29 protein-coding genes, 1 tRNA gene and 2 pseudogenes are annotated in these 25,554 nt (G+C 73.2%); 14 read left to right on the top strand and 18 right to left on the bottom strand.

Annotated features, from left to right (window positions below):
- Positions 1-50 precede the first annotated feature (50 nt).
- From ICC28_RS36040 to ICC28_RS36030, 3 genes are all read right to left on the bottom strand, one after another.
- A complete protein-coding gene (locus tag ICC28_RS36040) occupies positions 51-461 on the bottom strand; it encodes a rodlin (protein ID WP_188293045.1) in 411 nt (136 codons plus the stop codon).
- A gap of 121 nt (positions 462-582) precedes the next feature.
- Positions 583-1,611 carry an LCP family protein gene (locus ICC28_RS36035; protein WP_188293044.1) on the bottom strand — a complete coding sequence of 343 codons (1,029 nt, stop codon included), beginning with the start codon at positions 1,609-1,611 and terminating at the stop codon, positions 583-585.
- Between the two features lie 76 nt (positions 1,612-1,687).
- Positions 1,688-2,089 (bottom strand): rodlin, encoded by a 402-nt coding sequence (locus tag ICC28_RS36030; RefSeq protein WP_188293043.1) that lies wholly within the window; start codon positions 2,087-2,089, stop codon positions 1,688-1,690.
- 285 nt (positions 2,090-2,374) lie between these two features.
- Here ICC28_RS36030 and ICC28_RS36025 point away from each other — a divergent pair, with 285 nt between their 5' ends.
- The 3 genes from ICC28_RS36025 to ICC28_RS41375 all read left to right on the top strand — a co-directional run bounded on the left by ICC28_RS36025 (position 2,375) and on the right by ICC28_RS41375 (position 4,281).
- Entirely contained in the window at positions 2,375-2,788 is a 414-nt protein-coding gene (locus ICC28_RS36025; RefSeq protein WP_188293042.1) for a rodlin, read from the top strand.
- 320 nt (positions 2,789-3,108) lie between these two features.
- On the top strand, positions 3,109-3,336 hold the full coding sequence (chpD, locus tag ICC28_RS36020) for a chaplin ChpD (protein ID WP_188293104.1): 228 nt from the start codon (positions 3,109-3,111) through the stop codon (positions 3,334-3,336).
- Positions 3,337-3,465: 129 nt separating this feature from the next.
- On the top strand, positions 3,466-4,281 hold the full coding sequence (locus ICC28_RS41375) for a chaplin family protein (RefSeq protein ID WP_188293103.1): 816 nt from the start codon (positions 3,466-3,468) through the stop codon (positions 4,279-4,281).
- A 103-nt stretch (positions 4,282-4,384) separates the two neighbouring features.
- On the opposite strand, the gene ICC28_RS36010 is transcribed toward ICC28_RS41375, so the two are convergent.
- Complete coding sequence (locus tag ICC28_RS36010) at positions 4,385-5,659, bottom strand: ATP-grasp domain-containing protein (RefSeq protein WP_188293041.1); 1,275 nt, start codon at positions 5,657-5,659, stop codon at positions 4,385-4,387.
- A gap of 148 nt (positions 5,660-5,807) precedes the next feature.
- Between ICC28_RS36010 and ICC28_RS36005 the strand changes: the two genes are divergently transcribed.
- A complete protein-coding gene (locus tag ICC28_RS36005) occupies positions 5,808-7,076 on the top strand; it encodes a glycoside hydrolase family 26 protein (RefSeq protein ID WP_188293040.1) in 1,269 nt (422 codons plus the stop codon).
- A 22-nt stretch (positions 7,077-7,098) separates the two neighbouring features.
- On the opposite strand, the gene ICC28_RS36000 is transcribed toward ICC28_RS36005, so the two are convergent.
- The 9 genes and pseudogenes from ICC28_RS36000 to ICC28_RS35965 all read right to left on the bottom strand — a co-directional run bounded on the left by ICC28_RS36000 (position 7,099) and on the right by ICC28_RS35965 (position 16,703).
- The gene (locus ICC28_RS36000; RefSeq protein ID WP_188293039.1) at positions 7,099-8,190 is read right to left on the bottom strand and encodes a GNAT family N-acetyltransferase; all 1,092 of its coding nucleotides are present in this window, start codon (positions 8,188-8,190) and stop codon (positions 7,099-7,101) included.
- A complete protein-coding gene (locus ICC28_RS35995; protein ID WP_188293038.1) occupies positions 8,187-8,831 on the bottom strand; it encodes a lipopolysaccharide biosynthesis protein in 645 nt (214 codons plus the stop codon). The genes ICC28_RS36000 and ICC28_RS35995 overlap by 4 nt, the downstream gene beginning before the upstream one ends.
- The gene (locus ICC28_RS35990; protein ID WP_188293037.1) at positions 8,828-9,982 is read right to left on the bottom strand and encodes a glycosyltransferase; all 1,155 of its coding nucleotides are present in this window, start codon (positions 9,980-9,982) and stop codon (positions 8,828-8,830) included. The genes ICC28_RS35995 and ICC28_RS35990 overlap by 4 nt, the downstream gene beginning before the upstream one ends.
- Positions 9,979-10,557 (bottom strand): polysaccharide deacetylase family protein, encoded by a 579-nt coding sequence (locus ICC28_RS40890; protein WP_223190411.1) that lies wholly within the window; start codon positions 10,555-10,557, stop codon positions 9,979-9,981. Before ICC28_RS40890 ends, ICC28_RS35990 begins: the two co-directional genes overlap by 4 nt.
- A 312-nt stretch (positions 10,558-10,869) precedes the next feature.
- A pseudogene (gene murJ, locus ICC28_RS40885) lies at positions 10,870-12,528 on the bottom strand (murein biosynthesis integral membrane protein MurJ); the annotation flags it as partial.
- Positions 12,525-13,823, bottom strand: coding sequence for an O-antigen ligase family protein (locus tag ICC28_RS35980; protein ID WP_188293035.1), 1,299 nt, complete (start codon positions 13,821-13,823; stop codon positions 12,525-12,527). The pseudogene murJ and the gene ICC28_RS35980, both read right to left, overlap by 4 nt.
- Positions 13,824-13,827: 4 nt before the next feature.
- A complete protein-coding gene (locus ICC28_RS35975; protein WP_188293034.1) occupies positions 13,828-15,243 on the bottom strand; it encodes an exopolysaccharide biosynthesis polyprenyl glycosylphosphotransferase in 1,416 nt (471 codons plus the stop codon).
- The gene (locus tag ICC28_RS35970; protein ID WP_188293033.1) at positions 15,240-16,400 is read right to left on the bottom strand and encodes a glycosyltransferase; all 1,161 of its coding nucleotides are present in this window, start codon (positions 16,398-16,400) and stop codon (positions 15,240-15,242) included. The genes ICC28_RS35975 and ICC28_RS35970 overlap by 4 nt, the downstream gene beginning before the upstream one ends.
- 51 nt (positions 16,401-16,451) lie before the next feature.
- Positions 16,452-16,703 (bottom strand): hypothetical protein, encoded by a 252-nt coding sequence (locus tag ICC28_RS35965; protein WP_188293032.1) that lies wholly within the window; start codon positions 16,701-16,703, stop codon positions 16,452-16,454.
- Between the two features lie 260 nt (positions 16,704-16,963).
- Here ICC28_RS35965 and chpG point away from each other — a divergent pair, with 260 nt between their 5' ends.
- The 8 genes from chpG to ICC28_RS35925 all read left to right on the top strand — a co-directional run bounded on the left by chpG (position 16,964) and on the right by ICC28_RS35925 (position 22,158).
- Complete coding sequence (chpG, locus tag ICC28_RS35960) at positions 16,964-17,203, top strand: chaplin ChpG (RefSeq protein WP_188293031.1); 240 nt, start codon at positions 16,964-16,966, stop codon at positions 17,201-17,203.
- Positions 17,204-17,443: 240 nt separating this feature from the next.
- Positions 17,444-18,349: a hypothetical protein gene (locus ICC28_RS35955; RefSeq protein ID WP_188293030.1), complete on the top strand. Its 906-nt coding sequence runs from the start codon at positions 17,444-17,446 to the stop codon at positions 18,347-18,349.
- 168 nt (positions 18,350-18,517) lie between these two features.
- A complete protein-coding gene (locus ICC28_RS35950) occupies positions 18,518-18,799 on the top strand; it encodes a hypothetical protein (protein WP_188293029.1) in 282 nt (93 codons plus the stop codon).
- Between the two features lie 189 nt (positions 18,800-18,988).
- Positions 18,989-19,486, top strand: a complete 498-nt coding sequence (locus ICC28_RS35945) for a DUF5949 family protein (protein ID WP_188293028.1) — start codon at positions 18,989-18,991, stop codon at positions 19,484-19,486.
- Positions 19,486-20,070: a vitamin K epoxide reductase family protein gene (locus ICC28_RS35940; protein ID WP_188293027.1), complete on the top strand. Its 585-nt coding sequence runs from the start codon at positions 19,486-19,488 to the stop codon at positions 20,068-20,070. Before ICC28_RS35945 ends, ICC28_RS35940 begins: the two co-directional genes overlap by 1 nt.
- Positions 20,071-20,186: 116 nt before the next feature.
- Complete coding sequence (locus tag ICC28_RS35935) at positions 20,187-20,699, top strand: hypothetical protein (protein WP_188293026.1); 513 nt, start codon at positions 20,187-20,189, stop codon at positions 20,697-20,699.
- 129 nt (positions 20,700-20,828) lie between these two features.
- Positions 20,829-21,305: a tyrosinase family oxidase copper chaperone gene (locus tag ICC28_RS35930; protein WP_188293025.1), complete on the top strand. Its 477-nt coding sequence runs from the start codon at positions 20,829-20,831 to the stop codon at positions 21,303-21,305.
- A complete protein-coding gene (locus ICC28_RS35925; RefSeq protein WP_188293024.1) occupies positions 21,289-22,158 on the top strand; it encodes a tyrosinase family protein in 870 nt (289 codons plus the stop codon). The genes ICC28_RS35930 and ICC28_RS35925 overlap by 17 nt, the downstream gene beginning before the upstream one ends.
- An 82-nt stretch (positions 22,159-22,240) precedes the next feature.
- Here ICC28_RS35925 and ICC28_RS35920 read toward each other — a convergent pair whose 3' ends face one another.
- The gene (locus tag ICC28_RS35920) at positions 22,241-22,522 is read right to left on the bottom strand and encodes a chaplin (protein ID WP_188293023.1); all 282 of its coding nucleotides are present in this window, start codon (positions 22,520-22,522) and stop codon (positions 22,241-22,243) included.
- Positions 22,523-22,725: 203 nt separating this feature from the next.
- Between ICC28_RS35920 and ICC28_RS35915 the strand changes: the two genes are divergently transcribed.
- Positions 22,726-23,259, top strand: a complete 534-nt coding sequence (locus tag ICC28_RS35915) for a DUF2087 domain-containing protein (RefSeq protein ID WP_188293022.1) — start codon at positions 22,726-22,728, stop codon at positions 23,257-23,259.
- Positions 23,260-23,334: 75 nt separating this feature from the next.
- On the opposite strand, the gene ICC28_RS35910 is transcribed toward ICC28_RS35915, so the two are convergent.
- The 4 genes from ICC28_RS35910 to ICC28_RS35895 all read right to left on the bottom strand — a co-directional run bounded on the left by ICC28_RS35910 (position 23,335) and on the right by ICC28_RS35895 (position 25,172).
- Entirely contained in the window at positions 23,335-24,294 is a 960-nt protein-coding gene (locus ICC28_RS35910) for a D-2-hydroxyacid dehydrogenase family protein (protein WP_188293021.1), read from the bottom strand.
- A gap of 65 nt (positions 24,295-24,359) precedes the next feature.
- Positions 24,360-24,435, bottom strand: a tRNA-Arg gene (locus ICC28_RS35905).
- Between the two features lie 171 nt (positions 24,436-24,606).
- The gene (locus tag ICC28_RS35900; protein ID WP_188293020.1) at positions 24,607-24,777 is read right to left on the bottom strand and encodes a hypothetical protein; all 171 of its coding nucleotides are present in this window, start codon (positions 24,775-24,777) and stop codon (positions 24,607-24,609) included.
- Positions 24,778-24,815: 38 nt separating this feature from the next.
- On the bottom strand, positions 24,816-25,172 hold the full coding sequence (locus tag ICC28_RS35895) for a PRC-barrel domain-containing protein (RefSeq protein WP_188293019.1): 357 nt from the start codon (positions 25,170-25,172) through the stop codon (positions 24,816-24,818).
- Between the two features lie 160 nt (positions 25,173-25,332).
- Between ICC28_RS35895 and ICC28_RS40880 the strand changes: the two are divergent.
- Positions 25,333-25,554 (top strand): annotated as a pseudogene (locus ICC28_RS40880) (ribonuclease BN); the annotation flags it as partial.

The following is a 25,554-nucleotide window of genomic DNA, read 5'->3' as shown; positions in this document are numbered from 1 at the left end:
AGCGGGCCACCGGGGGAAACCCGGTGGCCCGCCGCGGCGGAGTCTCAGGCTCAGCCGTTGCCCGCACCGTTGCCGGCGAGGACGGAGATGTCGTCCAGGATGTGCGACAGCGGCTCGTCGCCCTTGGCCTGGGTGGAGTTCTCGACACACTGCTGGTTCTGCGGGGCCGAGAGGATCGGCACGTCCTGCAGGACACCGACGGCGGCGACGCCGACGAGACCCTGGAGGTTCAGCTTCGCCGGCAGGCCGACACACGGCTTGTTCAGCGAACCCTGGACCAGCGACAGCTGCGGGCTCATGTCGCCGAACGTGGCCGAGTTGCCGAACTCCTGCTTGGCGCCGTTGCCACTGGCAGACGTAGTGCCGTTGTCGTCACCGATCGCGAGCGCCGGGGCGGCAGCGGCGGCCGAGAGGCCGGCGACGGAGGCGGCGACAGCCGCGGTTGCCCACAGCTTCTTCATGTTCGTTCCCTTCGAAAGGCGGACTCCGGGGGGAGCTGCGTGATCGTCAACGCCCGCAGCCGCACCGGGGTTGCGGGGTTTGCCCCGATCGGCCCAGCGCGCACCACCACCGCGAGCGCCCTCATTTGCAGGCATAGGCGCTCCCGCGCACCGTGACCGACTTCGTCATGCGCGGCGGGTCGTACGGGCGCGGACGGGCGTCGGCCTTGAGCAGCGGCCGGTCCTCGCGCAGCTTCTTGAACATCGCCCGCGCCTTGGGCCAGTCCCAGGCCAGCGTCGAGCCGACGCCCTCGCGGACCGGGTTGAACCCGGCGATCGGGACGGTTGCGAACTCCGTCGACTTGGCCGGCACCCGCTTCAGCGCCGCCGCCAGCTCCACCAGCTCACGGGCCCCGATGCCCTGGTCGACCCGCGGGGCACCGAGCAGCGTGCCCGCCACCCGCCCCATCGCCACCGGGTCGGTGAGCAGCCCGCTCGCCTTCGTGCCGCGCAACGCCTGCAGCAGGAACCGCTGCTGACGCTGGATCCGGCCGAGGTCGGCGGCCCGGTCCACCTTCCGCGAGCGCACGTACTGCAGCGCGGGTCCGCCGCGCAGCCGGTGCTTGCCGGGCTTCAGATGGAGCTTGGTGGCCTCGTCCTTCAAGGTCCGCGGCGTGCACACCTCCACCCCGCCGACCTGGTTCACGGTGTCGATGAAGCGCCGGAAGTCGACCTGGAGATACCGGTCGACGCGTACCCCGGTCATTGCCTCGACCGTGTGCACGGTGAGCGCGGCGCCGCCCACGGCGTAGGCGCCGTTGAGTTTGACGGGGCGCGGCGGCCGCTCCTGGCCGGTGGCCTCGTCGCGGTACGGGGGGAGCTCGGAGAGGGAGTCACGCGGCAGGCTGACCACGCTGACCCGGTCGCGCCGGGCCGAGAGGTGGACCAGCATCAGCATGTCCGCGCACTCGCAGGCGACGCCGCCCGCGTAGAACTTGCGCTTCTCCTCGGCGGTGATGGTGCTCCGGCCGTCGGTGCCCATCACCAGGATGTTCAGACCGTGCGGAGCCTGCGGCCGGCCGGGGAGTGCGGAGCTGCCGAGCAGGGTGGCCCCGGCGGCCAGGACGATTCCGGACAGGGTCAGGGAAGAAAGGGCTCTCTTCTTCGTCACGCGAGGAAACGTAAGCCAGCGGGCCGCCGATGATCCGGCGGCCCGCTGACGGGGGCTCAGATTGCAGCCCGGTGCCTCAGTGGTTGCCCGCTCCGTTGCCGGCGAGGACGGAGATGTCGTCCAGGATGTGCGACAGCGGCTCGTCGCCCTTGGCCTGGGTGGAGTTCTCGACGCACTGCTGGTTCTGCGGGGCCGACAGGATCGGCACGTCCTGCAGCACGCCGACGGCGGCGAGGCCGACGAGACCCTGGAGGTTCGCCTTCGCGGGCAGGCCGATGCAGGGCTTGTTGAAGGAGCCCTGGATGAGCGCCATCTGCGGGCTCATGTTGCCGTACGTGGCCGAGTTGCCGTACGACTGCATCGCGCCGTTGCCGCTGGCGGAGGTGGTGCCGCTGTCGTTGCCGATAGCCATGGCGGGCGAGGCGGCGCCGACGACGGACGCGGCGACCGCGGCGGATGCCAAAACCTTCTTGATCACTTGCTAGTCCCTTCTGGAGAAACCCCGTCCACCGGAGCGCCCTGGTCAACTGCGGCGGAGCCGCTTGGTTGCTGCCATTCACTCCGATGGCCCACAGGCGGAGCGGAGTGACCGGCGCAGCGGCGGCCCGGCGGATTCCGTGAATTCACCGCCGCGAACGGCCCGTTCGGGTGAAGCGTCGAAACCAATCCCCGCGCTACGGGTTGATGCCAGGGCAGGGCACGCGTCTCACTCAGGGTGCGTCCGGCCCCATGACGCCTCCTGCCCCAGGAAAGGAAAGCGAAAATGCTGAAGAAGGCAATGGCCGCCGCGGCGGTCACCGCGTCCGTAGTCGGTGCTTCGGCCGCGGCCGCCCCCCAGGCGCTTGCCATCGGCGACGACAGCGGCACCACCTCCGCCAGCGGCAACCACGCCCACTCGAAGTTCGGCAACTCCGTGACCAAGGGCCACATGAGCCCGCAGGCCACGCTGGTCCAGGGCACGGCCAACAAGCTCTGCCTCGGTCTGCCGCTGAAGGCGAACGCCCAGGGAATCGTCGGCCTCGCCGCCGTCGGTGTCATCCAGGACGTGCCGGTCCTGTCCGCCGCGCAGAACCAGCAGTGTGCGGACAACTCCACCCAGGCCAAGGGTGACGAGCCGCTGTCGCACATCCTCAGCGACATCTCCGCGCTGTCCGGAAACGGTGTGGCCAACGGCTGATCCGTCGCCGATTCGGAAACCGTCCGGGTCGCGCCCGCCTTCCAAGCGGGCCGCCCGGGCGGTTTTCTGACGTTTCGACACCTCTATTTGCCTCTCTTCACCCGGGCGAAGCGTTTCAACTCCGCGGAGAGCGTGTCTGTGGATCTTTGGTGTCAATTCTGCGAAGGCGTTCGAGTGAATTAACCGGCGACCCACGTTCCGTAGTTTCTTCGGCTGTCTATTCCTCGTTCTACAACTGCCGGTCATGGTGCGAGCCGTTCAAGCTGTGCTCGCTCGGTTTCGGCCGACATAGGGGCATGACCGCAGAGAAGGGAAAGTTCATGAAGAAGAGCGCTGCTGTCGTCGCGGGCGCGATCCTGGCCATGGGCATGGCCACGCCGGCGTTCGCCGACGCGGGCGCCCAGGGTGCCGCCGTCGGTTCCCCCGGTGTTCTGTCGGGCAACGTGATCCAGGTGCCCGTGCACGTTCCGGTCAACGTGTGCGGCAACACCGTCAACGTGATCGCCCTGCTGAACCCGGCGTTCGGTAACACCTGCGTCAACGACTGACGACGTAACGCACCAGCCGCTCGGCTGTGTCACGGCCGGCCTTGGACAACTTCTCCCCGTTCAAGGCCGGCTTTTCCCACTTCTTCGAGCAGGAAGACAACGAGATTGCGACAGACCCTGAGTAGGGGAATGGTCGCGGCCGCCGCCGCGACAGGCATTCTGTCCCTGTGCGGCAGTCCTGCCCTCGCCGACTCCGGCGCGAGTGGGGCCGCCAAGGATTCGCCGGGCGTCCTGTCCGGCAACACCCTCCAGGCGCCGATCGAAGTACCGGTCAATGCCTGCGGGAACTCCGTCAACCTGATCGCCGCGCTCGACCCGGCGTTCGGCAACTCCTGTGCCAATGCGTCGAGTTCGAGCAAGACGCACGGCTACGGCGGGGACGACGGCTACGGCTCCGACGACGGCTCGCCCGGCTCCGGACACGGCAACGGCGGTGACTCGCACGGCGGTTACGGGGACACGCCGACCAAGCCGCCGCACACGTCGCATCCGCCCCACACGTCACAGCCTCCGCACACGTCGCAGCCGCCGACGTCGGGGCCGCCGCACACGTCGCAGCCTCCGCACACGTCGCAGCCGCCGACGTCGGGGCCGCCGCATACGTCGCATCCCCCGCACACGTCGCAGCCGCCGACGTCGGGGCCGCCGCACACGTCGCAGCCTCCGCACACGTCGCAGCCGCCGACGTCAGGGCCGCCGCATACGTCGCATCCGCCCCACACGTCGCAGCCGCCGACGTCGCCGCCGTACACGACGCCGCCCCCGACCACGCAGCCCCCGACCACGCAGCCCCCGACGAGCCCGCCGCCGGACAACGGGAAGCCGCCCACCCTGCCCGACACCGGCAGTGGCGAGGCCATGCTGGCCGCGACCGCTGCCAGTGCCGCGCTGATCGCCGCGGGAGCGGTGCTGTACCGACGAGGCCGAGCCGCGTCCCGTCGGTGAGCTGTGCGACGGGTGCCGGACGCTGCACGTGTCCGGCACCCGCGCCGCTTGCGCACCGCGCGGCTCCCTCCCGCAGCCGCCACCGCCGCCCATCGGCCGTACCTCAGTGGCTGCTCGCCTTCTCGTCGTCGGTCGTCACGTCGGTGTCGAGGGCGGGCGGGGCCTGGCGGACCACGCGCGCGTGGGCCCGGTCCGGCGCCGGGGTGCGGCGCAGCCGGGCCAGCAGCCGACGGGTCACGTGGGCCGTCCACAGGGCCCACATCGCCCAGCCGGGAGCGCGGTCGTCCCCCGCGTACCAGGCCGCCTCGCGGCCGTCCGGCGCCGGGCGCAGCGCGGTCAGCGGCGCGTAGTTCTCCACCACGAAGACCCGCCCGGACAGGGGCGCCCCCTCGGGCAGCGGGCGGTGGGTCAGATCCAGGTGCTGGGCGCGTACGACGTCCAGGCCGGCGGTGTCGGTGAAGAGCCGGAACTGGGCGCCGGGGCGCGGGTTGAAGTCGAGCAGGTGGTACCGGCCGGTCGTGGCGCAGCGACGGAAGTCCAGGTCGAGGATGCCGCGGTAGCCGAGTTCGCCGACGAGCCGCTCGGCGAGCGCCCCCACCTGCGGGTTGGGCGTCCACCGGCCCACCGCCGTCAGACCCGCGCCGCGCGGCCAGGACAGCTGCTTGACGCCGGTGCCGCCGCCGCGGAGCGCGCCGGAGCGGTCGGCGTACCCGTGGAGGAACCAGTCGCCGTCCGGCGTCGGCGGCAGGAATTCCTGGAGCAGCAGCCGGCTGCCCGCCTCCGAGGACCGCTCGTACAGTTCCCGCGCCTCCTGTGCCGAGCGCACGACGACCGTGCTGCGCAGCCCGCTGCCGGGGGGCAGCAGCCAGGGGCGGCTCCACTTCGCGACCACGGGCAGGCCCAGCCGCCAGGCGGCCCGCGCGGCCCGGTCGGCGCTGTCCGGGACGACGGTCCGCGGCTGGGGCAGGCCCGCGGCCGCGCACAGCTCGGCCAGCTCCGCCTTGTCGGCCACCCGCTCGGGCAGCGGGCCGGGCTGCTGCGGCAGCAGATAGGCGGGCGCCAGCTCCTCACGCAGCCGGGTCACCGCTACGGCACCGGCGTCGTCCATCGGGATCAGCACCGCCGGACGCGTGATCCGGGCGGCCACCCGCAGCAGCGCGACGGCGATGTCGTCCAGGGCGGCGCCGGGCGGCGGCGGGGGATGCAGCCGGGTCACGAACCGGGACGCGCGGACGGGACTTGCCGCGCAGTCGGCGACCACGTGCACGTCCACGCCCGCCCTGCCGAGGGAACGCACGGCACCCAGCGTGCCGTGGTGAAAGGGGTTCCGGTCGATCCGCAGCAGCACCGCGGGGACCCGGGTGTCGAACAGTGACACGTCTTCACATTCCTTCGGTCGGGCGAGTGCGCCACCCGAAAGCCGTAACGGCGGTGGCGTAATTCCTGTTCATATGACTGAGTGTCAGTAGGTCTCGGCAATGAATTCAGTCATCGGTGTCCGAGCGAGAGTGGAGAAAGGAGCAGGCATGACCCCACAGCAGCGACCGGCACGGTCCCGGCGGCGGCTGGCATGTGTCGCGGTGATGGTCGCCGCGTCCGCCGCCCTGGCGTCCGGTCCTGGATTCGCCGCGGGCGCGGGGGTGGCGCGGGTCGCCGATCCTCCCGCTCCGTCGCCCGCGGTCCTCGCGGAGGCCGAACCGGCCCCCGACGCGCCCCCCGAGGAGCCGGCGAAGGACGCCCCGGCCTTCGGCGCCTACCTCGACTACGGCGCCCGGGGCGTGGCCCGGATCGCCGAGCTGAGCGAGTGGCTGGGCGGCGCCGAACTGCGCGTCGGCCACACCTACCTGCCGGGCGACCGGTGGAGCAACATCGAGGGCGCCCCCGGGTTCCTCGACGTGTGGGCGGACTGGCGGCGCGAGCGGGACGACCGGATGCTCGTCCTCAACGTCCCCATGCTGGAGCGCAACGAGGCCCGCGTCTCCGACGCCGAGGTCCGGCTGCTGCTGCGTCAGGGGGCCGCCGGCCGGTTCGACCACCACTACCGCGCCCTGGCCGAACGGCTGGTGGCGCTGGGGGTGCCGGACACGGTGATCGTGCTCGGCTGGGAGATGAACGGCATCACGTACACCCATCGGTGCGGGCCGGACCCGGAGGCCTGGAAGAAGTACTGGAACAGGATCGTCACCACCATGCGTTCGGTGCCGGGCCAGGAATTCCGTTTCGATTTCACGCCGACCCGTGGCCGGGACGCCGTTCCCTGGACGCGCTGCTATCCGGGTGATGACACCGTCGACATCATCGGAATGGACTCGTACGACCAGCCGCGTGGAATGGCGTTCGACGAACAGGTGAAAGAACCTTACGGACTTCAGGAACACGTGGACTTCGCCAAATCCCACGGCAAGCCCATTTCCTATCCCGAATGGGGACTGTTCCGCAACGGTGACAACGCCGAGTACATGCGGCGCATGCTCGCCTGGATGGACGAGCACAAGCCGCTGTACAACACGCTGACCGACTACTGCCCGCACGGTGTGTGGCAGTGCGAGGACAACCCCGCCTCGTCCGAGGTCTACCGGTCGGTCCTGTTCGGCCGTACCGACGAACCGACCCCGACACCTACGCCGACTCCGACACCCACACCGACTCCGACACCCACACCGACGCCGACTCCGACGCCGGTCGAGCCCACCACGCCGCCCAACTGCTCGCCGCTGGACCTGGGCGACTGGGTGGAGTACTGGCTCGGCGGGAAGCTGTGCCTGCGCTTCGACTGGTGGTCGCGCAGCAGGTGAACCCCCGGTGGCGGCAGGACCGTCAGGACCTGCCGCCACCGTCGCGCTCCCTCCAGCGGCGCACCAGCTCCTTGCCCCGCCGCCGCGCGGCGACATCGCACAGCGCCGCCGTCAGCAGCGGGGCGGTGCGCCGCCGGGCCAGGAGCAGCCGCCGGTTGACGACCGGTTCGGGACGCCAGTGGTGCTTGTACGGCTCGTTGCCGCGCAGCAGGCTCAACGTCCCTTGCGCATGCTCGGTGCACGCCTCCAGCAGCATCACCGCCACGTCCGCCTTCCGCTCCCGCAGGCACGGGTGGGCGCCGTACAGGTAGCCGCCCGTCAGTCGCCCCGACAGCAGCGTCAGATCGACGGCCACCACGTCGTCGGCCAGCCGGAACTCGGTGACCACGGCGTCGCCGCGGCGCACCATCGGCTCGACCGCGCGCACCAGGTGCGCGCGGAACCGCGGCCGTAGATGCTCGGAGGTCACCTTCCGTCCCTGCCACTGGAGCTCGTGCAGCTCCAGCAGCCGGCGCAGCGCCTTGTCGACCTCGTCCGGGGCCACGACGTGCCGCTCGACGCCCAGCGCGGTCAGCTTGCGCAGCTTGGCCCGCACCCGCTGCTGTGCCTTGGCCGACGGCAGCCGGGCCACCAGCTCCGGCATCGGCACCGCGGGCAGCTCCAGGCAGAGCGAGTCGGCCACCGCTTGCCGGGGCCCGGTCCAGCGGTCGTAGATCCGCTCGGCCGCGCCGCCCGGCCGTACCTCACGGAGGTCGACCAGCGCGGTGCGGGCCGCGGCGGCGAGCCCCTCGGTGAGCGCGGCCGCCGCCTCGTCGCCGCGCTCGTCGTCCAGCAGGACGTCCCCGTAGTCGGAGATCGCCCCGCCGAGCGGCACCAGGGACGGAACGGGGCGGTGGACGCGCATCAGGGGCGCGGCGGCGACCAGTTCGCCGCCGTCGCGCACCAGGAACAGCCGCAGCCGGCCCGGACGGCCGTACGACAGCCACCACGAGTGCAGCCAGGCGTGGCTCTGGAACGGGGTCGCGGTGGCGCACCTGCCGTACAGCCGCGCCCAGTTGGGGGCGAGGTCGGCGAAGACCGTGTCGTCCCGGACGAGTTCCGCCGTGTACGTCACAGCTGGCCGTGGGCGTCGGCGGCGACGGCCGGGCCGGGCACGGCGGCCGGGCGGCCGGGCGCCTCGGCGGTCCGGCGCGGCCTGACCAGCAGCAGGAGGCCGCCCAGCAGGCCGCCCGCGCTCGCGCCGACCAGGCCGGTCACCGCGGGCCCGGCCGAGGAGGGCTCGGTGGGCTCGGTGGCGCGGGCGAACTGCTGGAGCTCGACGTTGGTGGACTTCTCGGCGTCCTGCGCGTGCCGGGTCAGGGCGCGGGCGACGGCGTTGGCCATGTCGGCGGCGAGGTCGGCGCGGGAGGAGGTGGCGGTGACGGCGACCATCGGGGCGTCCGGCGAGGTCGCGGTCTGCACGCTCTCCTTGAGCGTCTTCACCGGCACGCCCGCCCACACCTGCGCGTCCCCGAGTACCGCGAGCTGTGTGGCGACCCGGCCGTAGGCCTGCGCGAATCCGAGGGCGGAGGCCGGGTCGGACTTCTCCGTGGGGACGGCGACGACATAGCTGGTGGCCGCGTAGGTCGGGGTCTTGACGACGCCGTAGGCGCCACCGAGCATGCCGCCGGTGAGGACACCGGCGGCGAGCAGGGACCAGGGCGGCAGGGCCTTGGCGCGGGTCAGGGGGGTGCGCGGGCGGGGGGTCTGGGTCATGACGGACTGGCTCCCTGGGGTGACGGGGACAGAGCGGGTGCGGTCGTGACGGCCGTGTACACGTCCATCAGGCGGTCGGCGCTGCGGGTGATGCCGTAGTGCAGGGCGGCCTCGGGCGCGGTGCGCGGGCGGGGGCCCTCGGCGCGGGCCGCGGCCAGCGCGCGGGCGAACTCCTCGGTGCCGCCCCGCACCCGGCGCGCGGCGGGCGCGGTGTGCGGCGGCAGGTCCTCGATGGCCGGGCAGGAGACGTAGAGCACCGGCAGGCCGGAGGCCAGCGCCTCCACGGCCGCCAGGCCGAAGGCCTCCTCCGGGGACGGCGAGGCGAGCAGGTCCATCGCGGCGGTGAGCGCGGGCAGGTCGGGGCCGGGGGTGCCGTCGGGCACGTAGGGGCGCTCGCCGGTGAACAGGACCCGGTCGGCGACGCCCGCCTCGTGCGCGATGCGCCGCAGGACGTTCTCCTCGGGGCCGCCGCCGACCAGCAGCAGCCAGTAGTCGGCGGGGAGCTGGGCGAGGGCCCGGATCACGGTGCCGAAGTCCTTGCCCGCGGTGAGCCGGCCGATGCCGCCGACGACGTACGCGTCCTCGGGCAGGCCCAGGCGGCGGCGGGTACGCAGGCGCTGCACCGGGTCGAAGCGGAACCGTTCGAGGTCGATGCCGTTCGGGACGACCTCGATGCGCTGCGCGGGCACGCCCCAGCGCTTGAGGCGGTCGGCGACCGTGGGGGAGACGGCGACGGTCATCCGGCCGAGCCGCTCGCCCGCCAGGTACAGGCCGCGCACGCCCGGGCTGAGCCTGCGGCCCTCCATCTGCGAGTCGCCGAGGGAGTGTTCGGTGGCGACGACCGCCCGCACCCCGGCCAGGCGGGCGGCGAGGCGGCCGTAGAGGCAGGCGCGGTAGAGGTGGGTGTGGACCAGGTCGTAGCCGCCGGCGCGGATCAGGCGGGTAAGCCGGGGGAGGGCGGCCAGGTCGCGGTTGCCGGTCATGCCGAGGTGGACGACGCGCACCCCGTCGGCGGCGAGGCCGTCGGCGACCGCGCCCGGGTTGGTGAGCGTGACGACTTCGCAGTCGACGGGCAGGTGCCGGATCAGCAGCCGCAGTTGCTGTTCGGCGCCGCCCACGCCGAGGCCGGTGATGATGTGCAGCGCCCTCATCGCAGGCCTGCCACGGGACGGCGGCGCAGCCGGTGCAGCCGGTGTTTGAGATAGAGGCGTACGGCGGTGTCGTTCTGGCCGATGTGCACCCGGGGCAGGGCGTGCAGGCTGCTGAGCGGGCCGGGGTCGATGGCGCAGGCGTAGGTGTATCCGGCGGCGCGCACGGCGTCCACGGCCCGCTGGTCGACCCGGCCGTAGGGGTAGCAGAAGCCCTCGACCGGAGCACCGGTCAACTCCGAGAGCAGTGCTCTGCTTTCGACGGTCTCGGCGCGGAGCGCGGAGTCGTCCGCCCGAGTCAGGTCGATGTGGGTGAGGCCGTGCGAGCCGATCTCGATGCCCGCCTCGGCCGCCCGCCGGATGCCGTCGGCGGTCAGCAGCGGCTTGCGCGGGCCCAGCGGGTCCCAGTCGTTGTCGCCGCCGAGGCGGCCGGGCAGGACGAAGAGGGTGGCACCGCAGCCGTGGCGGCGCAGCACCGGCAGGGCGCCCGCGACGAAGTCGGCGTACCCGTCGTCGAAGGTGAGCCCGACCAGGTCCTGGCCCTCGCCGCGGGCGCGGGCGGCCAGCAGGTCGGCCATGGACACGCCCCGCAGGCCGCGCCGGCCGAGCCGGTCGAGCTGTTCGTCGAGGCGGTCGGGGGTGACGGTGATGCGGTACGGGTCGTCCGAGCAGTCGCCCACGGAGTGGTACATCGCCACCCAGGGGACCGGGCCGGGACGGGACCCGGAGCGGGGGCCGGTCTCAACGGAAACGGACATGGCAGAGCCTTCGTGTGACGGTGCGTACGGAGTCGAGGGCGGGTGCGGGGGCAGGGTGCCGGATCCGCGTCGCCCGGCCGCAGGACGCCGGGCCGTTCTCCCGGCGGAGCCGCGCGGACGGATCGGCAGCGCGGAGAGCGTGCGGGCCAGGCGTCGCAGGGCGGACGGGAGTGCGGTGACAGAGCCCAGCCCTTGGGCGCCGAGGGCCCGGCCGAGCAGGACGAAGACGGCGACCACCGTCGCTCCACCGGCGGCGAGACCGGGCAGGGCGGAGTCGAAGCGGGCGGCGACGAAGGCCCCGGCCACCGTCGCGACCGCCGCCGCGCGCACGGGCCGGCTCAGCTCGTGCAGCACCCGACGGACGCGGATCGGGACGCTGCGCCGCTCGCCCATGCCCGCGAGCAGCAGGACGGCGGTGACGGTGATGCCGGCGGCGTTGGCGGCGGCGATCCCGCAGACGCCCCAGGGGCGCACGGTCCAGACGCCGACCCAGGACGTCACCACGATGCCGACGGTCATCACCGCGACCGGGAACCAGGTGGGGCGGCCCGCCGAGAAGTACGAGCGGACCAGGGCGCCGACCAGGGTCTGGCCGAGCAGGCCGAGGGCGTAGACGCGCATCACGCCCGCGGTCGCGGCGGTGTCCTTCGCGGTGAACGCGCCGCGCTGGAAGAGGACTTCGACGATCTGCGGTGCGCAGGCGATCACCGTCGCGGCGCCCACCAGCACCACGCACGCGGCCAGCGCCAGATCCCGCTCCACTCGGGTGCGGGCCCGCTCCACGTCGCCCTCGGCCAGCGCCCGCGCCACCACCGGGAAGGTGACCGTGCACAGCATCAGCGACAGCGTCATCGGGATCTGGGCCACCTTCTGCGCGTAGTTCAGGTGCGAGATGGACCCGGCGGGCAGGGTGGAGGCGAGGAAGCGTTCGATGAGGACCTGGGACTGGCGGCAGAGCGCGAACAGCAGCACGGTCGCGACCAGGGCGAGGGTGACGGCCTGCCCGTCCGCGGGGCCCGGCTGCTCGGTCACGGCCGCCTTGCGCCGCAACTGCCTCAGCAGGAAGGGGAGTTGAACGGCGAACATCAGGACGCCGCCCACCGCGACACCCACGGCCGCCGAGCGCACGCCCCAGTGGCCGCCGAGGACGAACATCGCCGTGATGATGCCGGTGTTGTACGCCACGTAGATCGCGGCCGGCGCCAGGAACCGCCGGTGTGCCCGCAGCGCCGCGCTGCAGTACCCGGCGAGACCGAAGCTGAGCACGCAGGTCGCCGTCAGCCGGGTGCAGTCCACGGCGAGCGCCGGATCGGGCAGCCCGGGGGCGAGCGCCTCGACCAGGTAGGGGGCGCCCGCGACGACCAGGGCTGCGGCGCCGACCAGGGCGAGCGTGAGCCGGGGCAGTGTGGTGGCGACCAGGGACCGCACCGGATCACCGGGGGCGCCCTGCGCGCGGCGGGCGAGCGCCAGGCTGAACGCCGGGACCAGCGCGAAGGCGAGGCCGTCCTCGATCAGCAGCGTCGAGGCGAACTCCGGCACCGTCCACGCCACGAGGAACGCGTCCGTCTCGCTCCCGGCCCCGAACAGCCGGGCCAGCGCCTGGTCCCGGGCGAGCCCGAGCAGCGCGCCGGCGATCGACAGCACGGCGGTGACCAGGGTGGCGCGGGCGAGGAACTTGCGCGACACGGGGGCGAGTTCGGCGTGGTCCTGGACCGGCCCCGGGTCACCGGAACGCGCCGGCGGCAGCGTCACCGCACCGTCGGCGCCGGTCCGAGGAGGCGTCACCGTCATCGTGCCGCGGCCTCGCCCGAGGTGCCGCTCAGCCCCCACCACCCCGCCAGGCCGAGGCAGACCGCGGTCAGCACGGTGGAGGGGCCGCCGATGTCGGCGTAGGCGAAGTCGACGAGCAGCCAGGTCAGCAGGCCGGTGGCGACGAGGCCGCAGTCGAGGCCGGGGGCGCGCCGCACGACCTTGCGCAGCGCGCACACCAGCAGCGCCAGCCAGCCGCCCGCGAGGGCCAGCAGGCCGATCAGGCCCTGCTCGGCGAGGATCAGCAGGTACATGTTGTGCGGGGACAGCAGCGGCTGCTTCACGTACGCGGCACCCGCGCCCTCGGTGTCGCTGCCCGAGGACAGCGCGAGCGAGGCGTGCGCGTCCCGGTGCTCGGGGAAGCCCTTCAACCCCACGCCGGTCAGCGGCTGTTCGCGCCACATGCCGACGGCCGCCGCCCACATCGTGTACCGGTCGGTGACGGACTGGTCGGGCGCGTCGGTGACCTGGGTGATGCTGCTGATCCGCTCCTGGAGCATCGCCGTGCCGATCCCGAACCCGCCCACCAGGATCACCCCGGCCGCCGCCACCACCGCGCCCACCTTCAGCGCGCGGCGCATCCCGGCGAGCGCGAGCTGCACCGTGCACGTGAGCGCGGTCGCGATCCACGCGCCCCGGCTGAAGGACAGCGCGAGCGGCAGCAGCAGCGCCACCGCGCAGGCGGCGGCGACCGCGCGCTGCCGCAGCGGCGCGTGGCCCAGCGCCAGGCCCACCGCGCACACCAGCCCGAAGGAGACGACCGTCGCCATCCCCATCACGTCCTGCGCGCCGAAGGTGCCGACCGCGCGGATCGTCTCGCCCTGGTAGGAGGCGCCGGTCCCGGTGACGTACTGGTGCACGCCGACGGCCCCCTGCCAGCCGGCGAGCCCCACGAACGTCCAGGCCAGCAGCCGGAAGTCGGCGCGGTGCCGGACCAGCAGCAGCACGGCCGCCGGGACCAGCACGAACACCTGGAGGTACCGGCCCATCCCGGCCAGTCCGGCCCCCGGAGACGACGCCCCCACGGCCGCGACCGCGAGCCCCACCACGGGCAGGCCCAGCACCACGGCCGCCGTACGGGACAGCGGGCGCCGCCGGTCCCGCAGCAGCCGGATCGCGCAGTACAGCACCGCCAGCGCGGAGAGCGCGTCGGCCGGGCCGGCGCCGCCCTCGCCGCCGGGCCCGAGCGGCAGCCCGAGCACGGCGATGACGGCCGCCACCGGCAGCACCGGGGAGAGGGACCGGGCGCGCGGCGCGGTCAGTGCGAGGCTGGTCATCGGTTCAGCTCCCCGTCGGGCGCACGAGCGCGGCCGCCGTGCGCAGCAGGATGCACACGTCCTGCCACAGCGACCAGTTGTCGATGTAGGCGTTGTCGAACCGCGCCCGGTCCTCGATGGAGGTGTCACCGCGCAGTCCCTGGATCTGGGCCAGGCCGGTGATGCCGGTCTGCATCCGGTGGCGGGCCGCGTAGCCGGGGTAGGTCTGGCCGAACTGCGCGACGAAGTACGGGCGTTCGGGGCGCGGGCCGACCAGGCTCATGTCGCCGCGCAGGACGTTCCACAGCTGGAGCAGCTCGTCCAGCGAGGTGCGGCGCAGGAAGCGGCAGAACCACGACATGCGGACCTCGCCGGCCACGCTCCAGCGGGTCGCCGCCTCGTGCTCGTCGACCGGGCGGTGGGTGCGGAACTTCAGCAGCGTGAAGGGGCGCCCGTCCTTGCCGATGCGCTCCTGCCGGAAGACCACGCCGGGTCCGCCGGTCAGCCGCAGCACCAGCGCGCACACCAGCAGCAGCGGGCTGACCAGCAGCAGCAGCGTCCCCGAGACGGTCACGTCCAGCAGCCGCTTGCCGGCACTGCCGCGCCGCCGTGCCGTCCCCAGGTCCAGGCGCCGGCAGGCGAACCCGGCGAGCTGGGCGCGGCTGCCGTAGGCGGGGGAGTCCGCGTCGACCTCCCACACCGTGCAGCCCGACTCGGCCAGCGCCCGCAGCAGCGGCGCCTGTTCGGACCGTACGGACGGATGCACGGCCAGCACGTCGCGTACGCCGTTCTGGATGAGCGCCCGCTCGACCTCCCCGCCGGTCGTCAGCACGGGCAGGCCCTCGGCGCCGTCCGGGTCCTCGGCCACGACGCCCACCGGGCGCACCCCGCAGCGCGGATGGCGCAGCACCGCGGCGGCCACGCGCTGCGCGGTCGCCGCCGGTCCGACGACGAGCGCGGCGCGCGGGCGGTCCCGCAGGACGACGCGCCGCCGCCAGTGCACCAGGCCGCGGCCCGTGCAGCTCGCCGTCGACTGGAGCAGGACGCCGAGGGCCAGGGTGCGGGCGGAGAGCGCCTGCTGGGGTGCGTACGCGGCCACCGCGGCCGCCAGCGCCAGCCAGGCGACGACGATCCGGCCGCAGACCGCGGGCAGTTCGTCGAGCACGCCGGTGGTGGGCCGGGGCAGGTGCGGGCGCAGCAGCAGCGACGCGGCCACCAGCAGGCCGACCAGGACCGGGCGGCCCAGGACCAGGGCGCCGGCGCAGGCGGCGGCGCCGTCGGCGGCGAGCAGCGGCAGCGGCGAGGCGGGGCGCGGGCGGGGTCTGCGCGCGGGGAAGCGGAAGCCGGCTGCGGTGCGGCGCGACGGCATGACCGAGACGGGCGAGAAACCGAGATCCCGTGGCTGCCCGCCGGGCGAGGGGACGGTGCTTTCGGCGGTCACGAGTGGATGGACTCCCTGTACTCGGTGGGCACTTCCCGTCCGAGCAGGTCGCGGTAGACGCCCGCGACCCGCTCGGCGGTGTGCCGCACGTCGTGCGTGGACAGGACGTGCCGGCGTCCTTGGTGGCCGAGCGACTCGCACAGCAGCGGATCGCCGAGCAGCCCGGCGACGGCGTCGGCCAGCCGCGCCGGGTCCCGCGGCGGCACCAGGCAGTGCGGCGCGAGGGAGGGCGGCAGGCTCTCCCGGGCGCCGTCCACGTCCGTCACCACCACGGGCCGCCCGCAGGCCATGGCCTCCAACGGGGCGAGCGCCATGCCCTCCCAGCGCGAGGGCAGGACGACCAGGTCGGCGGCCTGGTACCAGGGGGCGGCGTCGGCGACGGCCCCCGCGAACAGCACCGACCGGGGCGCGCGGGCCTTCAGCGCGGCCCGGTCCGGACCGTCGCCGACCAGTACCAGACGGGCTTCGGGAACCCGGCGCAGCACCGAGGCCCACGCCTGGAGCAGCAGGTCCTGCCCCTTCTGCCGGCACAGCCGCCCCACGCACACCACCAACGGCGCCCGCGGGTCGACGTCCGGCAGCAGCCCGGTGCGTACGGTGCCGTCGGCGGCGGGGTGGTAGCGCTCCGGGTCGATGCCGTTGGGGATCACCGACCACTCGGTGCGAATCCCGGCGCGCAGCCCGGTCGCGCGCTCCGCCTCGCTCACGCACACCGTCCGGGAGGCCCAACGCGCCCCGCGCCGCTCCCAGTTCAGGGCGAGGGCCGCCATGGGCCCGCCGACCGCCTCGAACGACCAGGCGTGCGGCTGGAACACGGTCGGGATCCGGCCCCGCACGGCGAGCCGCCCGGCGAGACCGGCCTTGGCGCTGTGCGCGTGCACCAGCTCGGGCCCCACGTCCTCGATCACGCGCGCGAGACGACGTACCTCTCGAACGAGTGTCGGGCCCGGGGACCGGGTCGCGGCCCAGTGCCGTACGTCGGCGCCCAGAGCCCGCAGCGCGGCGCTCAGACCGCTGTCCGGGCAGGCGACGGTGACGTGCAGACCGGCCGCGAGCTGGGCCCGGGCCAGATCGGTCACGACCCGCGCGACCCCGCCGTCCACGGGCTGGGTGAGGTGCAGGACCCGCGGCGGAGGGTCGGTGGCTGACAGGTGCATTGCGCGGTTTCCTCGCTCACGGATGTCGCTCGGGACGGGCGGGAACGCGCCTCACTGCTGGGCGTCGACGGCGACGAAGTGCCCGCCGGTCCACGCCGCGTCCTGCTGGGAAACGAGCCGGAAGGCCGGCTGGTCACCACCGGACCGCAGCGCCGGTTCCCGTTCGAACACGTCGCGGTCGTGGCCGGGGATGTTCTCCTGCGCGGGCGCACGCTCCGCCGGAGCCGCTCCCGGCCCGCCGGTCGTCGAGTTCGGGACGTCCGCCGTCGCGCGGCGCGACGGCGGACCCGGGGAATGGCGCATGACCGGCGGTGCCCTTTCGGAACGGATGGCGATTCGGAAAAGGTGCGATTTGCTTGCAATAGGGGTGCGTCAGGAGGTCCGCAACTCTAGTCGCTATCCGTATTAATCCGGCGAAAGATGACAAGTGTGTCGGATTGGTGAAGCCGGGCCCGTCGGCAGATCACCCCATTGGCGGCACAACCCCGGTGGGCGCCGCGCGTTGACACAGCGCCGGGCATCCCCGCCCGGGTGTTTGTGTCAACCCCAAGGAGCACCTCTCCATGTCGCGTATCGCGAAGGGCCTGGTCCTTACGTCCGTTGCCGCCGCGGCCGTTGCGGGCGGCGCCGGTGTCGCCGCCGCCGACAGTGACGCGCACGCCGCCGCCGCCCACTCCCCGGGCGTGCTGTCGGGCAACGTCGCCCAGGTCCCGGTCCACGTCCCGGTCAACGTCTGCGGCAACACCGCCAACCTGATCGGCCTGCTGAACCCGGCGTTCGGCAACACCTGCGTCAACGACTGACGTCGCAGCGAGCCCCTTTCCCGGCCGCTCCCCCGTGGTTCCATCACGGCGGAGCGGCCGGTTCGCGTTGCCCCGAATGGGGGATGGGGGAGCCGAAGGGGCGTGTGGCGCTTGACAGGCCGTCCCACCAGCGGCGACGCGGACGACGGATGGTCACTCAGCGGGTTCGTTCGGTTGCGGAGCGCGTTGGACGCTTTCACGGTGGGGACAGGTTTGTCCCACACCGAAAGGTAATGTCCCATGCGTGCTCTGCCCGCACGGCGTATCGCGTCCGCCGCACTCAGCGCCGCCGTCCTCGTCGGACTCGCCGCGCCCGCCGCGGTCGCCGCCGACTCCCAGCGCGAGCGCATCGAGGCGGTGGCCAACGCGCCCGTCCCCGGCGCGGACGCGCTCCTCGCCCAGGCCAAGGCCCTGGGCGACGTCGGCGGCGTGCTCACCCCGGTCACCGACCTGGTGGAAGCCGTACTCAAGGCCGACGACGGCCAACTGCCGGCCGCGGACGCGGCCGAGCTCGGCGACGCCGTGAAGGAGGCCATCGCCAAGGCCACCGAGGCCGCACCGGTCACCCCGCCCACGCTGCCGGAGACGCCGGCCCTGCCCGAGACGCCGGCGCTGCCCGAGACGCCGGCCCTGCCCGAGACGCCGGCGCTGCCCGAGACGCCGGCGCTCCCGGAGACACCCGCTCTGCCCGAAACACCGGCCCTCCCCGCCGATCCCGTCGCCGCCCTGCCGGCCGACCCGGTGGCCGCGCTGCCCGCCGACCCCGTAGCCGCGCTGCCCGCACTGCCCACGCTCACCAAGAGCGGCGACTCCAAGGCGCCGGCGGCCGCGCTCCCCGCCGACCTGGTCGCCGACGCCCTCGCCGCCCTCCAGAAGGCGGTCGACACGCTGCTCGCCGCCGTCACCTCCGGGGACGTCGGCCAGGTCGTCCCGGCCGTGACGGGCGTACTCACCGGCCTGGTCAACGTCGTCGCCGCCACGCTCCTCGGCGGCGGACTGCCCGTACCGGACCTGCCCGGCCTGCCGCCGCTGCCGAGCCTGCCGGTGGACCTCCCGGTCTCCCCGCCCGCCCTGCCCGTCTCCCCGCCCGCCCTGCCGGTGGCACCGCCCGCCCTGCCCACGGGCGGTCTGCTGCCCACCCGCTGAGCAGCCGTCAGCGAAGAACGTCGCGCCGGTCTCCCACGGAGACCGGCGCAACGCTTTTTCATGAAAGCCCAATTACGCGCCCCGGGGTTTCCGGCCAGCGGGAACGTCGTTAGGCACGGCGTCAGAATTCCCTCTGGTGACATGAGTTGCCGGAAAGAAAGGACCACGATGAAGTCCCTGAAGGCTGCCGCTGTCGTTGCCGGTTCCCTGGCCATCGCCGGTGCCGCCGCACCCGCGTTCGCCTACAACACCGCCGACCTCACGCCCACCAGCCTCAACGGCGCCGTGAACACGCTCACCAAGGGGCCCCTGGACGTGATGCCGCTGCAGAACCAGTCCAACGCGCTCGACACCGAGAACAAGGACTCCGTGCTCAACACCGTGAAGGGCGCCACCACCGCCCTGAACTCCAGCGGTGGCCTGCTCGGCGGGCTGCCCCTCCAGAGCTGAATTCCTCCCGAATTCCCGCGCCCCGCGCCGAAAGGGCCGATTCCGTGACACGCGGAATCGGCCCTCGGCGTCGTGGCCCGGCCGCTGTTCGAGGCGGCGTCCCTCGTTCGTGTGGACAGGCCGCGGGCGCTCCCCCGGTCGAGTGAGAACGGGCCCGGGGGCCTTCCGGGGAGTCGATACGGTCGCGCGGTGACCTCAACCTCAAGCGAAACCCGCGCCTACCGCGCCGCCGACCTGGGCACGCTCGTCGTGATGGCCTGGAGCGGTGAGGCCCCCGACGGCGACATGCCCTACCTCCTCGCCTACACCCTCGGCGACGGCGAGGCGGGCCCGGAGGCCTCGGCCCAGGCCGTCGAAGCGCTGCTGGAGAACAACGGCCTGCCCGTCGGCGGCGAACTCGTCGACGGCGCCGCCCGGCCCAGCCTGCCGGTCAGCCTGCTCGTCGAGTCCGGCTCGGCCGTCGTCAACATGCCCGGCTTCAACGCCCAGTGCAGCCCGCCGCCGGAGTGGCTCGCCGCCGTCGAGGAACGCGGCTTCGCCTACTTCGTGTTCACCACCCGCCCCTGGCCCGAGGCCGAGCCCGGCAAGCCGGTCGCCCCGGAGGCGCTGGCCGCCTTCGCCGGCGCCGAGGAGACCCTCGACGCCGCCGCCCACATCGTCCTGCCCGCCCGCAGCCTGCGCGGCTGATGACACGCACCGCGGGCAGCAGTCGCGCCTTCGCCGCACTGCTGGTGATCACGGGAGCCGCCGGGCTGCTGGCGTCCTGGGTCATCACCATCGACAAGTTCAAGCTGCTTCAGGACCCGGACTTCACCCCGGGCTGCAGCCTGAACCCGGTGGTGTCCTGCGGCAGCGTCATGGAGAGCGACCAGGCCTCGGCGTTCGGGTTCCCCAACCCGATGCTGGGCCTGGTCGCCTACGGCATCGTCATCTGCGTCGGCATGAGCCTGCTCACCGGGGTGGCGTTCCCCCGCTGGTACTGGCTCACCTTCCTGGCCGGCTGCCTGTTCGGGGTCGGGTTCGTCTCCTGGCTGCAGTTCGAGTCGCTGTACCGGATCAACGCGCCGTGCCTGTGGTGCTGCCTGGCGTGGGTCGCCACGATCGTCCTGTTCTGGTACGTCCTCTCGCTCGTCGTACGGCAGGGGTTCCTGCCCGTGCCCGGCCCGCTGCGGTCGTTCCTCGACGAGTTCACCTGGGTGCCGCCGGTGCTGCACCTCGGCGTGGTCGGGATGCTGGTCCTGACGCGCTGGTGGGACTTCTGGACGGGCTGACCGGCGTAGGTCGTACTACTGCGGCAGTCGGGCGAATTGTGCGCTGGTGGCGATTGCGGAGTCGTTGTGCGGTACGGACGTCGATCCACCGAACCCTGGAAGGGACCGTACCTGAGATGAAGCCGACCACCCGAGGAACCCTTGCCGCCGTCGTCACGGGCGTCGCGGCCGCGGTTGCCGCCGCCGCCCCCGCCGCCGCGGTCAGCACGGTCCCCGTCCCCGTGCCGCTGGACGGGGTCGAGAAGTCCCTCAACATCGAACTGCCCAAGCTGGGCGGCGAGATCCCGGTGCCGATGCCCGGCGCGCCCGAGGGCCCGCAGTACGTCGAGGGCCGGCTCCTCCCCGAGCGGGTGATCCCGCAGCTGCCGGTCAGCGGCGGTCTGCCCGGCGCCGGGCTGCGCGCCCCGCTGCCGCACGTCCTCGGCGACGACTTCGACCACGTCGGCCTCCAGGCCCCCGCCTCCGACCTGCGCACGCTCTCGCCGGGCCTGACCCTGGACGCCCCGCTGACCCCGCCGAACCCCGAGGGCTTCGGCCTGCCGGAGACCAAGCTGCCGCAGGTGGGCGTACTCACGCCGGTCCTGCAGACCGTGCCGGGCGCCGAGCTGGTGACGGGGCCGGGCCTGTAGCGGCCCAGGCGGCGGACCGGGCCCGGGCGCCACGCCCGGGCCCGTCGGCTTTTCGGAGCACGTTCCGTCACCGTCCGGGCCGCCGGGCGGTTACCGCTACGGACACCCGAACCGGACGAGGAGCACACGATGGTCGTCAGCGTCGGCGGATTGGCAGTGGGGGCGGAACCCGGAGCGCAGGGCCAGGCGAGACCCGGTCCGGTGCGCAGCCGGCGGCGGGACCTGTTGCGCGGACTGGGCGCCGCAGTCGGCGCCCTCGCGCTCGCGCCCGTCGTCGCCGCCTCCCGGCCCGCACGCCCGCAGGACAGCCCCGGAATCCTCGTCTTCGACGAGACCTACCGGGGCCGCCGCATCCGCGGCGTCAAGAGCTCCGCGGCCCGCTCCCTCGGCCCCGCCGAGTGGCACATCACGGTGGACGGCCGCCGGCTGCATCTGATGCGCCGCGCGGACGGCACCTGGCTGAGCATGGTCGACCACTACCGCTCGTACGACACCCCCCTGGAGGCGGTCCGGGCGGCGGTCGACGAACTCGGGCCGGGGGAGCGGCTGCGCGAGACGGGAACGGAACATCCGCACTCGGGGGGAGACCATGGCCTACATCCGTAAGGACGTCAGCACCCTGACCCGCGCCGAACGACGGCGCTTCGTCAACGCGTTGCTGGAGATCAAACGGCGGGGCGAGTACGACGAGTTCGTGCGAATGCACATCGACTACTACGTCTCCGACGGCGAGGGCGGACTGCGTACGGCCCACATGGCGCCCTCCTTCCTGCCCTGGCACCGGCAGTTCCTGCTGGAGCTGGAGCGGGCGCTGCGCCGGGTCGACTCCTCGGTGACCCTGCCGTACTGGGACTGGACGAAGGACCGCACCACCAAGTCCGCGCCCTGGACGGCGGACCTCCTCGGCGGCACCGGGCGGCGCTCGGACCGCCAGGTGATGACCGGGCCGTTCGCCTACGCGGAGGGCAACTGGACCATCAAGGAGAGCGTCACGGACGGCAAGTTCCTCGCCCGGGACCTCGGGCGGGTGCGCGATCCGATCGAGCTGCCGACCGAGGACGACGTGGAGTGGGCGCTCGCCGATCCGCTCTACGACGCCGAGCCCTGGGACTCCACCGTCCGCGACGGGTTCCGCAACAAGCTGGAGGGGTGGGGCGCCGGACGCGGGCCGGTCGCCTGGCGCAACCACAACCGGGTGCACCGCTGGGTCGGCGGGGACATGGTCGGCGGCGCCTCCGTCAACGACCCGGTCTTCTGGCTGCACCACGCCTTCGTCGACCTGCTGTGGAGCCGCTGGCAGCGGCGGCACGGGGCGCAGGCCCGCTATCTGCCCGCGAAACCGCCCGCCCTGGGCAGCAGGCAGCGGGGCCGGGTCGTCGCCCGGCACGAGAGGCTGCCGCCGTGGGACGTGACGCCGGACGCGCTGGAGGACGTCGGGCGGATCTACCGATACGGCTGAGGTGTTCGCCGGCGGGGACCGGCACAGGGGTGAGCCCCGGCGCTCGGGGAGTGCCGGGGCTCACGGGTGCGGTCGACGAGGGTCAGTCGCCGTAGCCGTAGCCGCCGCTCTTGTCCTGGCCGTCGCTGACGTTGGCGCAGGTGTTGCCGAAGGCCGGGTTCAGCAGACCGATCACGTTGACGGTGTTCCCGCACACGTTGACGGGGATGTGGATCGGGACCTGGATGACATTGCCCGACAGCACGCCGGGCGAGCCGACGGCCTTGCCCTGGGCGCCCGCGTCCGCCAGGGCCAGGCCGGCCCCGCCGACCACCATGGCACCGGTGCCGACGGCGACTGCGGCAGCCTTCGCGATGCGAGACATCACGTTCTCCTTCTGAATCGGTGAGCGCGACGGCAGGACGTGCCGCCGCACTTTCCCTTCAACGCCGCCGCTCAGCGGTGGTCACGGGCGGCCGGTCGCGGATCACCCTCGCCGGACGTCGAAGGGCGGCAACGGGCCGGTGGCGGCGGGTGGGCCGGAAATTCGTTTTAGGCCGTGCGGCGGTGTCCCGTAGCCTCCGCGCCATGGCAACCGACGAACTCATCCGCCTGTTCACCGACGAGAAGCGGGCGCGCGTCTTCGCCGCCGTGGCGCTCGGGGCGGCCACCCCGGCCGAGGCCGCCGAGACGGCCGGCCTGACGGTGCGGGAGGCCGCGACGGCCCTGCGGCGGCTGCGCGAGCAGGGCGTGGTGACCGACGGGGACGGCGGGGCCCTGGGCGTCGCCTACGACGCGTTCCGGGAGCGGGTCAGGGCGCGGGCGGCGCAGGAGGCTGCCCCGGACGCCGGTGGCGATCCGACCCTGCGGACCTTCGTGCGGGACGGCCGGCTGGTGCGACTGCCCCGGCAGTGGACCCGTAAGAAGCTCGTGCTCCGGCACATCGCCGAGCAGAGCTTCGAACCGGGCGTGGAGTACCCGGAGCGGGCCGTCGACGACCGGCTGCGCGCCTGGTGCGAGGAGGACGGGGAGGTCGACCATGTGACGCTGCGGCGCTATCTCGTGGACCTGCACCATCTGCATCGGAGCGCGGGGGTCTATCGGACTGCGCTGGCTGCTTGAGGCGGTAGGCGGGCCTGCACCGTCTGCGCTGCGGGGCGGCGGGCGTACGGGGGCGCCCGGGATGCTTCTGAGGTGTCAGGGCAGCCGGCGTACGGGGGTGCCGGCGAGGTAGGCCCGGATGTTCTCGACCGCCTGGCCGTAGTACGTGCGGTAGTTGGCCTCGGTGACGTAACCGAGGTGGGGGGTGGCCAGGAGGCGGGGGGCCGTGCGCAGCGGGTGGTCGGCGGGCAGCGGTTCGATGTCGAACACGTCGAGGCCCGCGCCCGCGATGCGTCCCTCGCGCAGGGCGGCGAGCAGCGCGTCCTGGTCGACGATCGCCGCGCGCGAGGTGTTGACCAGGTAGGCCGTATGCTTGAGGAGGGCGAGTTCGGGGGCGCCCAGCAAGCCGCGGGTGCGGTCGCCGAGGGCGAGGTGGACGGAGACGAAGTCGCTCTCCGCGAGCAACTCCTCCTTGGTGGCGGCCAGGTGGACGCCGACCTCCCGCGCACGCTCCGCGGTGAGGTTCTGGCTCCAGGCCGTGACGTCCATGCCGAAGGCGAGGCCGACGCGCGCCACCCGGCTGCCGATCTTCCCCAGACCGAGCAGCCCGAGCCGGCGGCCGTGCAGGTCGGCGCCCACGGTGGACTGCCAAGGGCCGCCCGCGCGCAGCGCGTTGCTCTCCGGGGCGATGCCGCGGGCCAGGCCCAGCAGGAGGGCCCAGGTCAGTTCGACGGGCGGGGTCGAGGAACTGGCCGTACCGCAGACGGTGATGCCGCGCGCCTCGGCGGCGGCGTAGTCGATGACGCTGTTGCGCATCCCGGAGGCGACGATCAGTTTCAGCCGGGGCAGGCGCGTGAGGAGCGAGGCCGGGAAGGCGACGCGTTCGCGCAGGGTGACGACGATGTCGAACCCGCCGAGCGCGGCGGCCAGCTCGTCCTCGTCGGCGATGTGCTCGGTGAAGGAGACGACCTCCACGTCGTCCGCGACCGGCGTCCAGTCGGCGAGTTCCGTCGCCACCTTCTGGAAGTCGTCCAGCACGGCACAGCGCAGCGGCACGGGGTTCCTTTCCGCGGGACGGGCCGAATACCGCCGGGCGACCGAACGGCCCGTGAGTAGGGCGCCCCCGGCAGGACTCGAACCTGCGGCCAAGCGCTTAGAAGGCGCCTGGTCGGGGCGCGTCTGCTGTGCCTCTGACCTGCCCTTACGCGTTGTCCTGACCGGTTGGCAGGGTACTTTTCCGGCGTTCTCGGGAACGGGCCAAAGGGCGTTGAGTTCGGTGGGTCTTGTGCGGTGGGGGGCTCGGGGAGCGGGTCGGCCCCGAACGGCTCCCGACGGCTGGGCCCCCACGGGGGAACAGGGTGTCGTCAGTTATCGGAGGGGGCGGTGACCGGTGCGCTGGGACCAGCGGACGGCGATGAGGCCCAGCGCAGCTACAAGGATCACGATGCCGATGATCAGCAGGTATCCCACCCCTTCTGCGGCCACTCCGATGATTCCCAGCACGACGGCGACCAGAAGGAGAAACAGGAAGAGGGCCATGACACGTACGCCTCCCTTGGGTGGCTGAGCGTGGGCGATCAGCGGCGCGCGAGTTGCCGCTCGCCGCCTGCGCCCGTCTGGTAGGGCATGTCGTAGTGCTGGAAGATCGCTTCCTCCGACTCGGCGGGCAGGATGTCGTCCGTGCCGACCGAGGGCGCCTTCTTCACCAGCGTCTTGGTGTAGCAGACCTTGACGTAGTCCGGTCCGAGGGTCGCCTCGTCGAGGGGGACGAAGGCCAGGTGATGACGGGTGGGGAGTCCGGTGCGGACCGTGGCCATGGCCGGTTCGTCGGTGGTGGTGTCGACGTAGACCGCTTCGAGCACGCCGATCTTGTGGCCCTTCGGGTCGACGACGCTGCGGTTGCGCCACTCGCGGATATCGGCTGAATGGATCATGGCCTTGCCTCCTGAGCCGTTGATCCGGGCCGGTACGAGCCGCCCCCTCGGGCAGTCGCAGCCCGCTGAGCCCGGTAGCCCTTTGTTCTTCCAGGTTATCCAGGAATCTCTGCGTTGCACCCTCGCACGGCAAGGGTTCCGAACGTGGTAGTCGACAGGCATGCCGATCAAGCCTTCCGGTGCCGCGGACCGTTCATCTCGGTTCGGGCCGCTGCGCCATATGATCAGCCGTTCCACGCTGGTGCCGCTGCTGATCATTGTTTCCTCTGCCGATCCCGAGCACGGGCGGGGGTCCGCACAGTGGCTGGGGGAAGGGATCGGCGTGTCAAGGGCCTCCATGCGGCAGGTCGAGCAGTTGTTCACCCGGGCCGGCCCGGCTCGG

It is taken from the genome of Streptomyces sp. TRM68416 (genome assembly GCF_014596915.1).
In the GTDB taxonomy this organism is placed as follows: domain Bacteria; phylum Actinomycetota; class Actinomycetes; order Streptomycetales; family Streptomycetaceae; genus Streptomyces.
The sequence above is the reverse complement of the archived record's forward strand: the minus strand, read 5'-3'. Positions and strand labels throughout refer to the sequence as shown.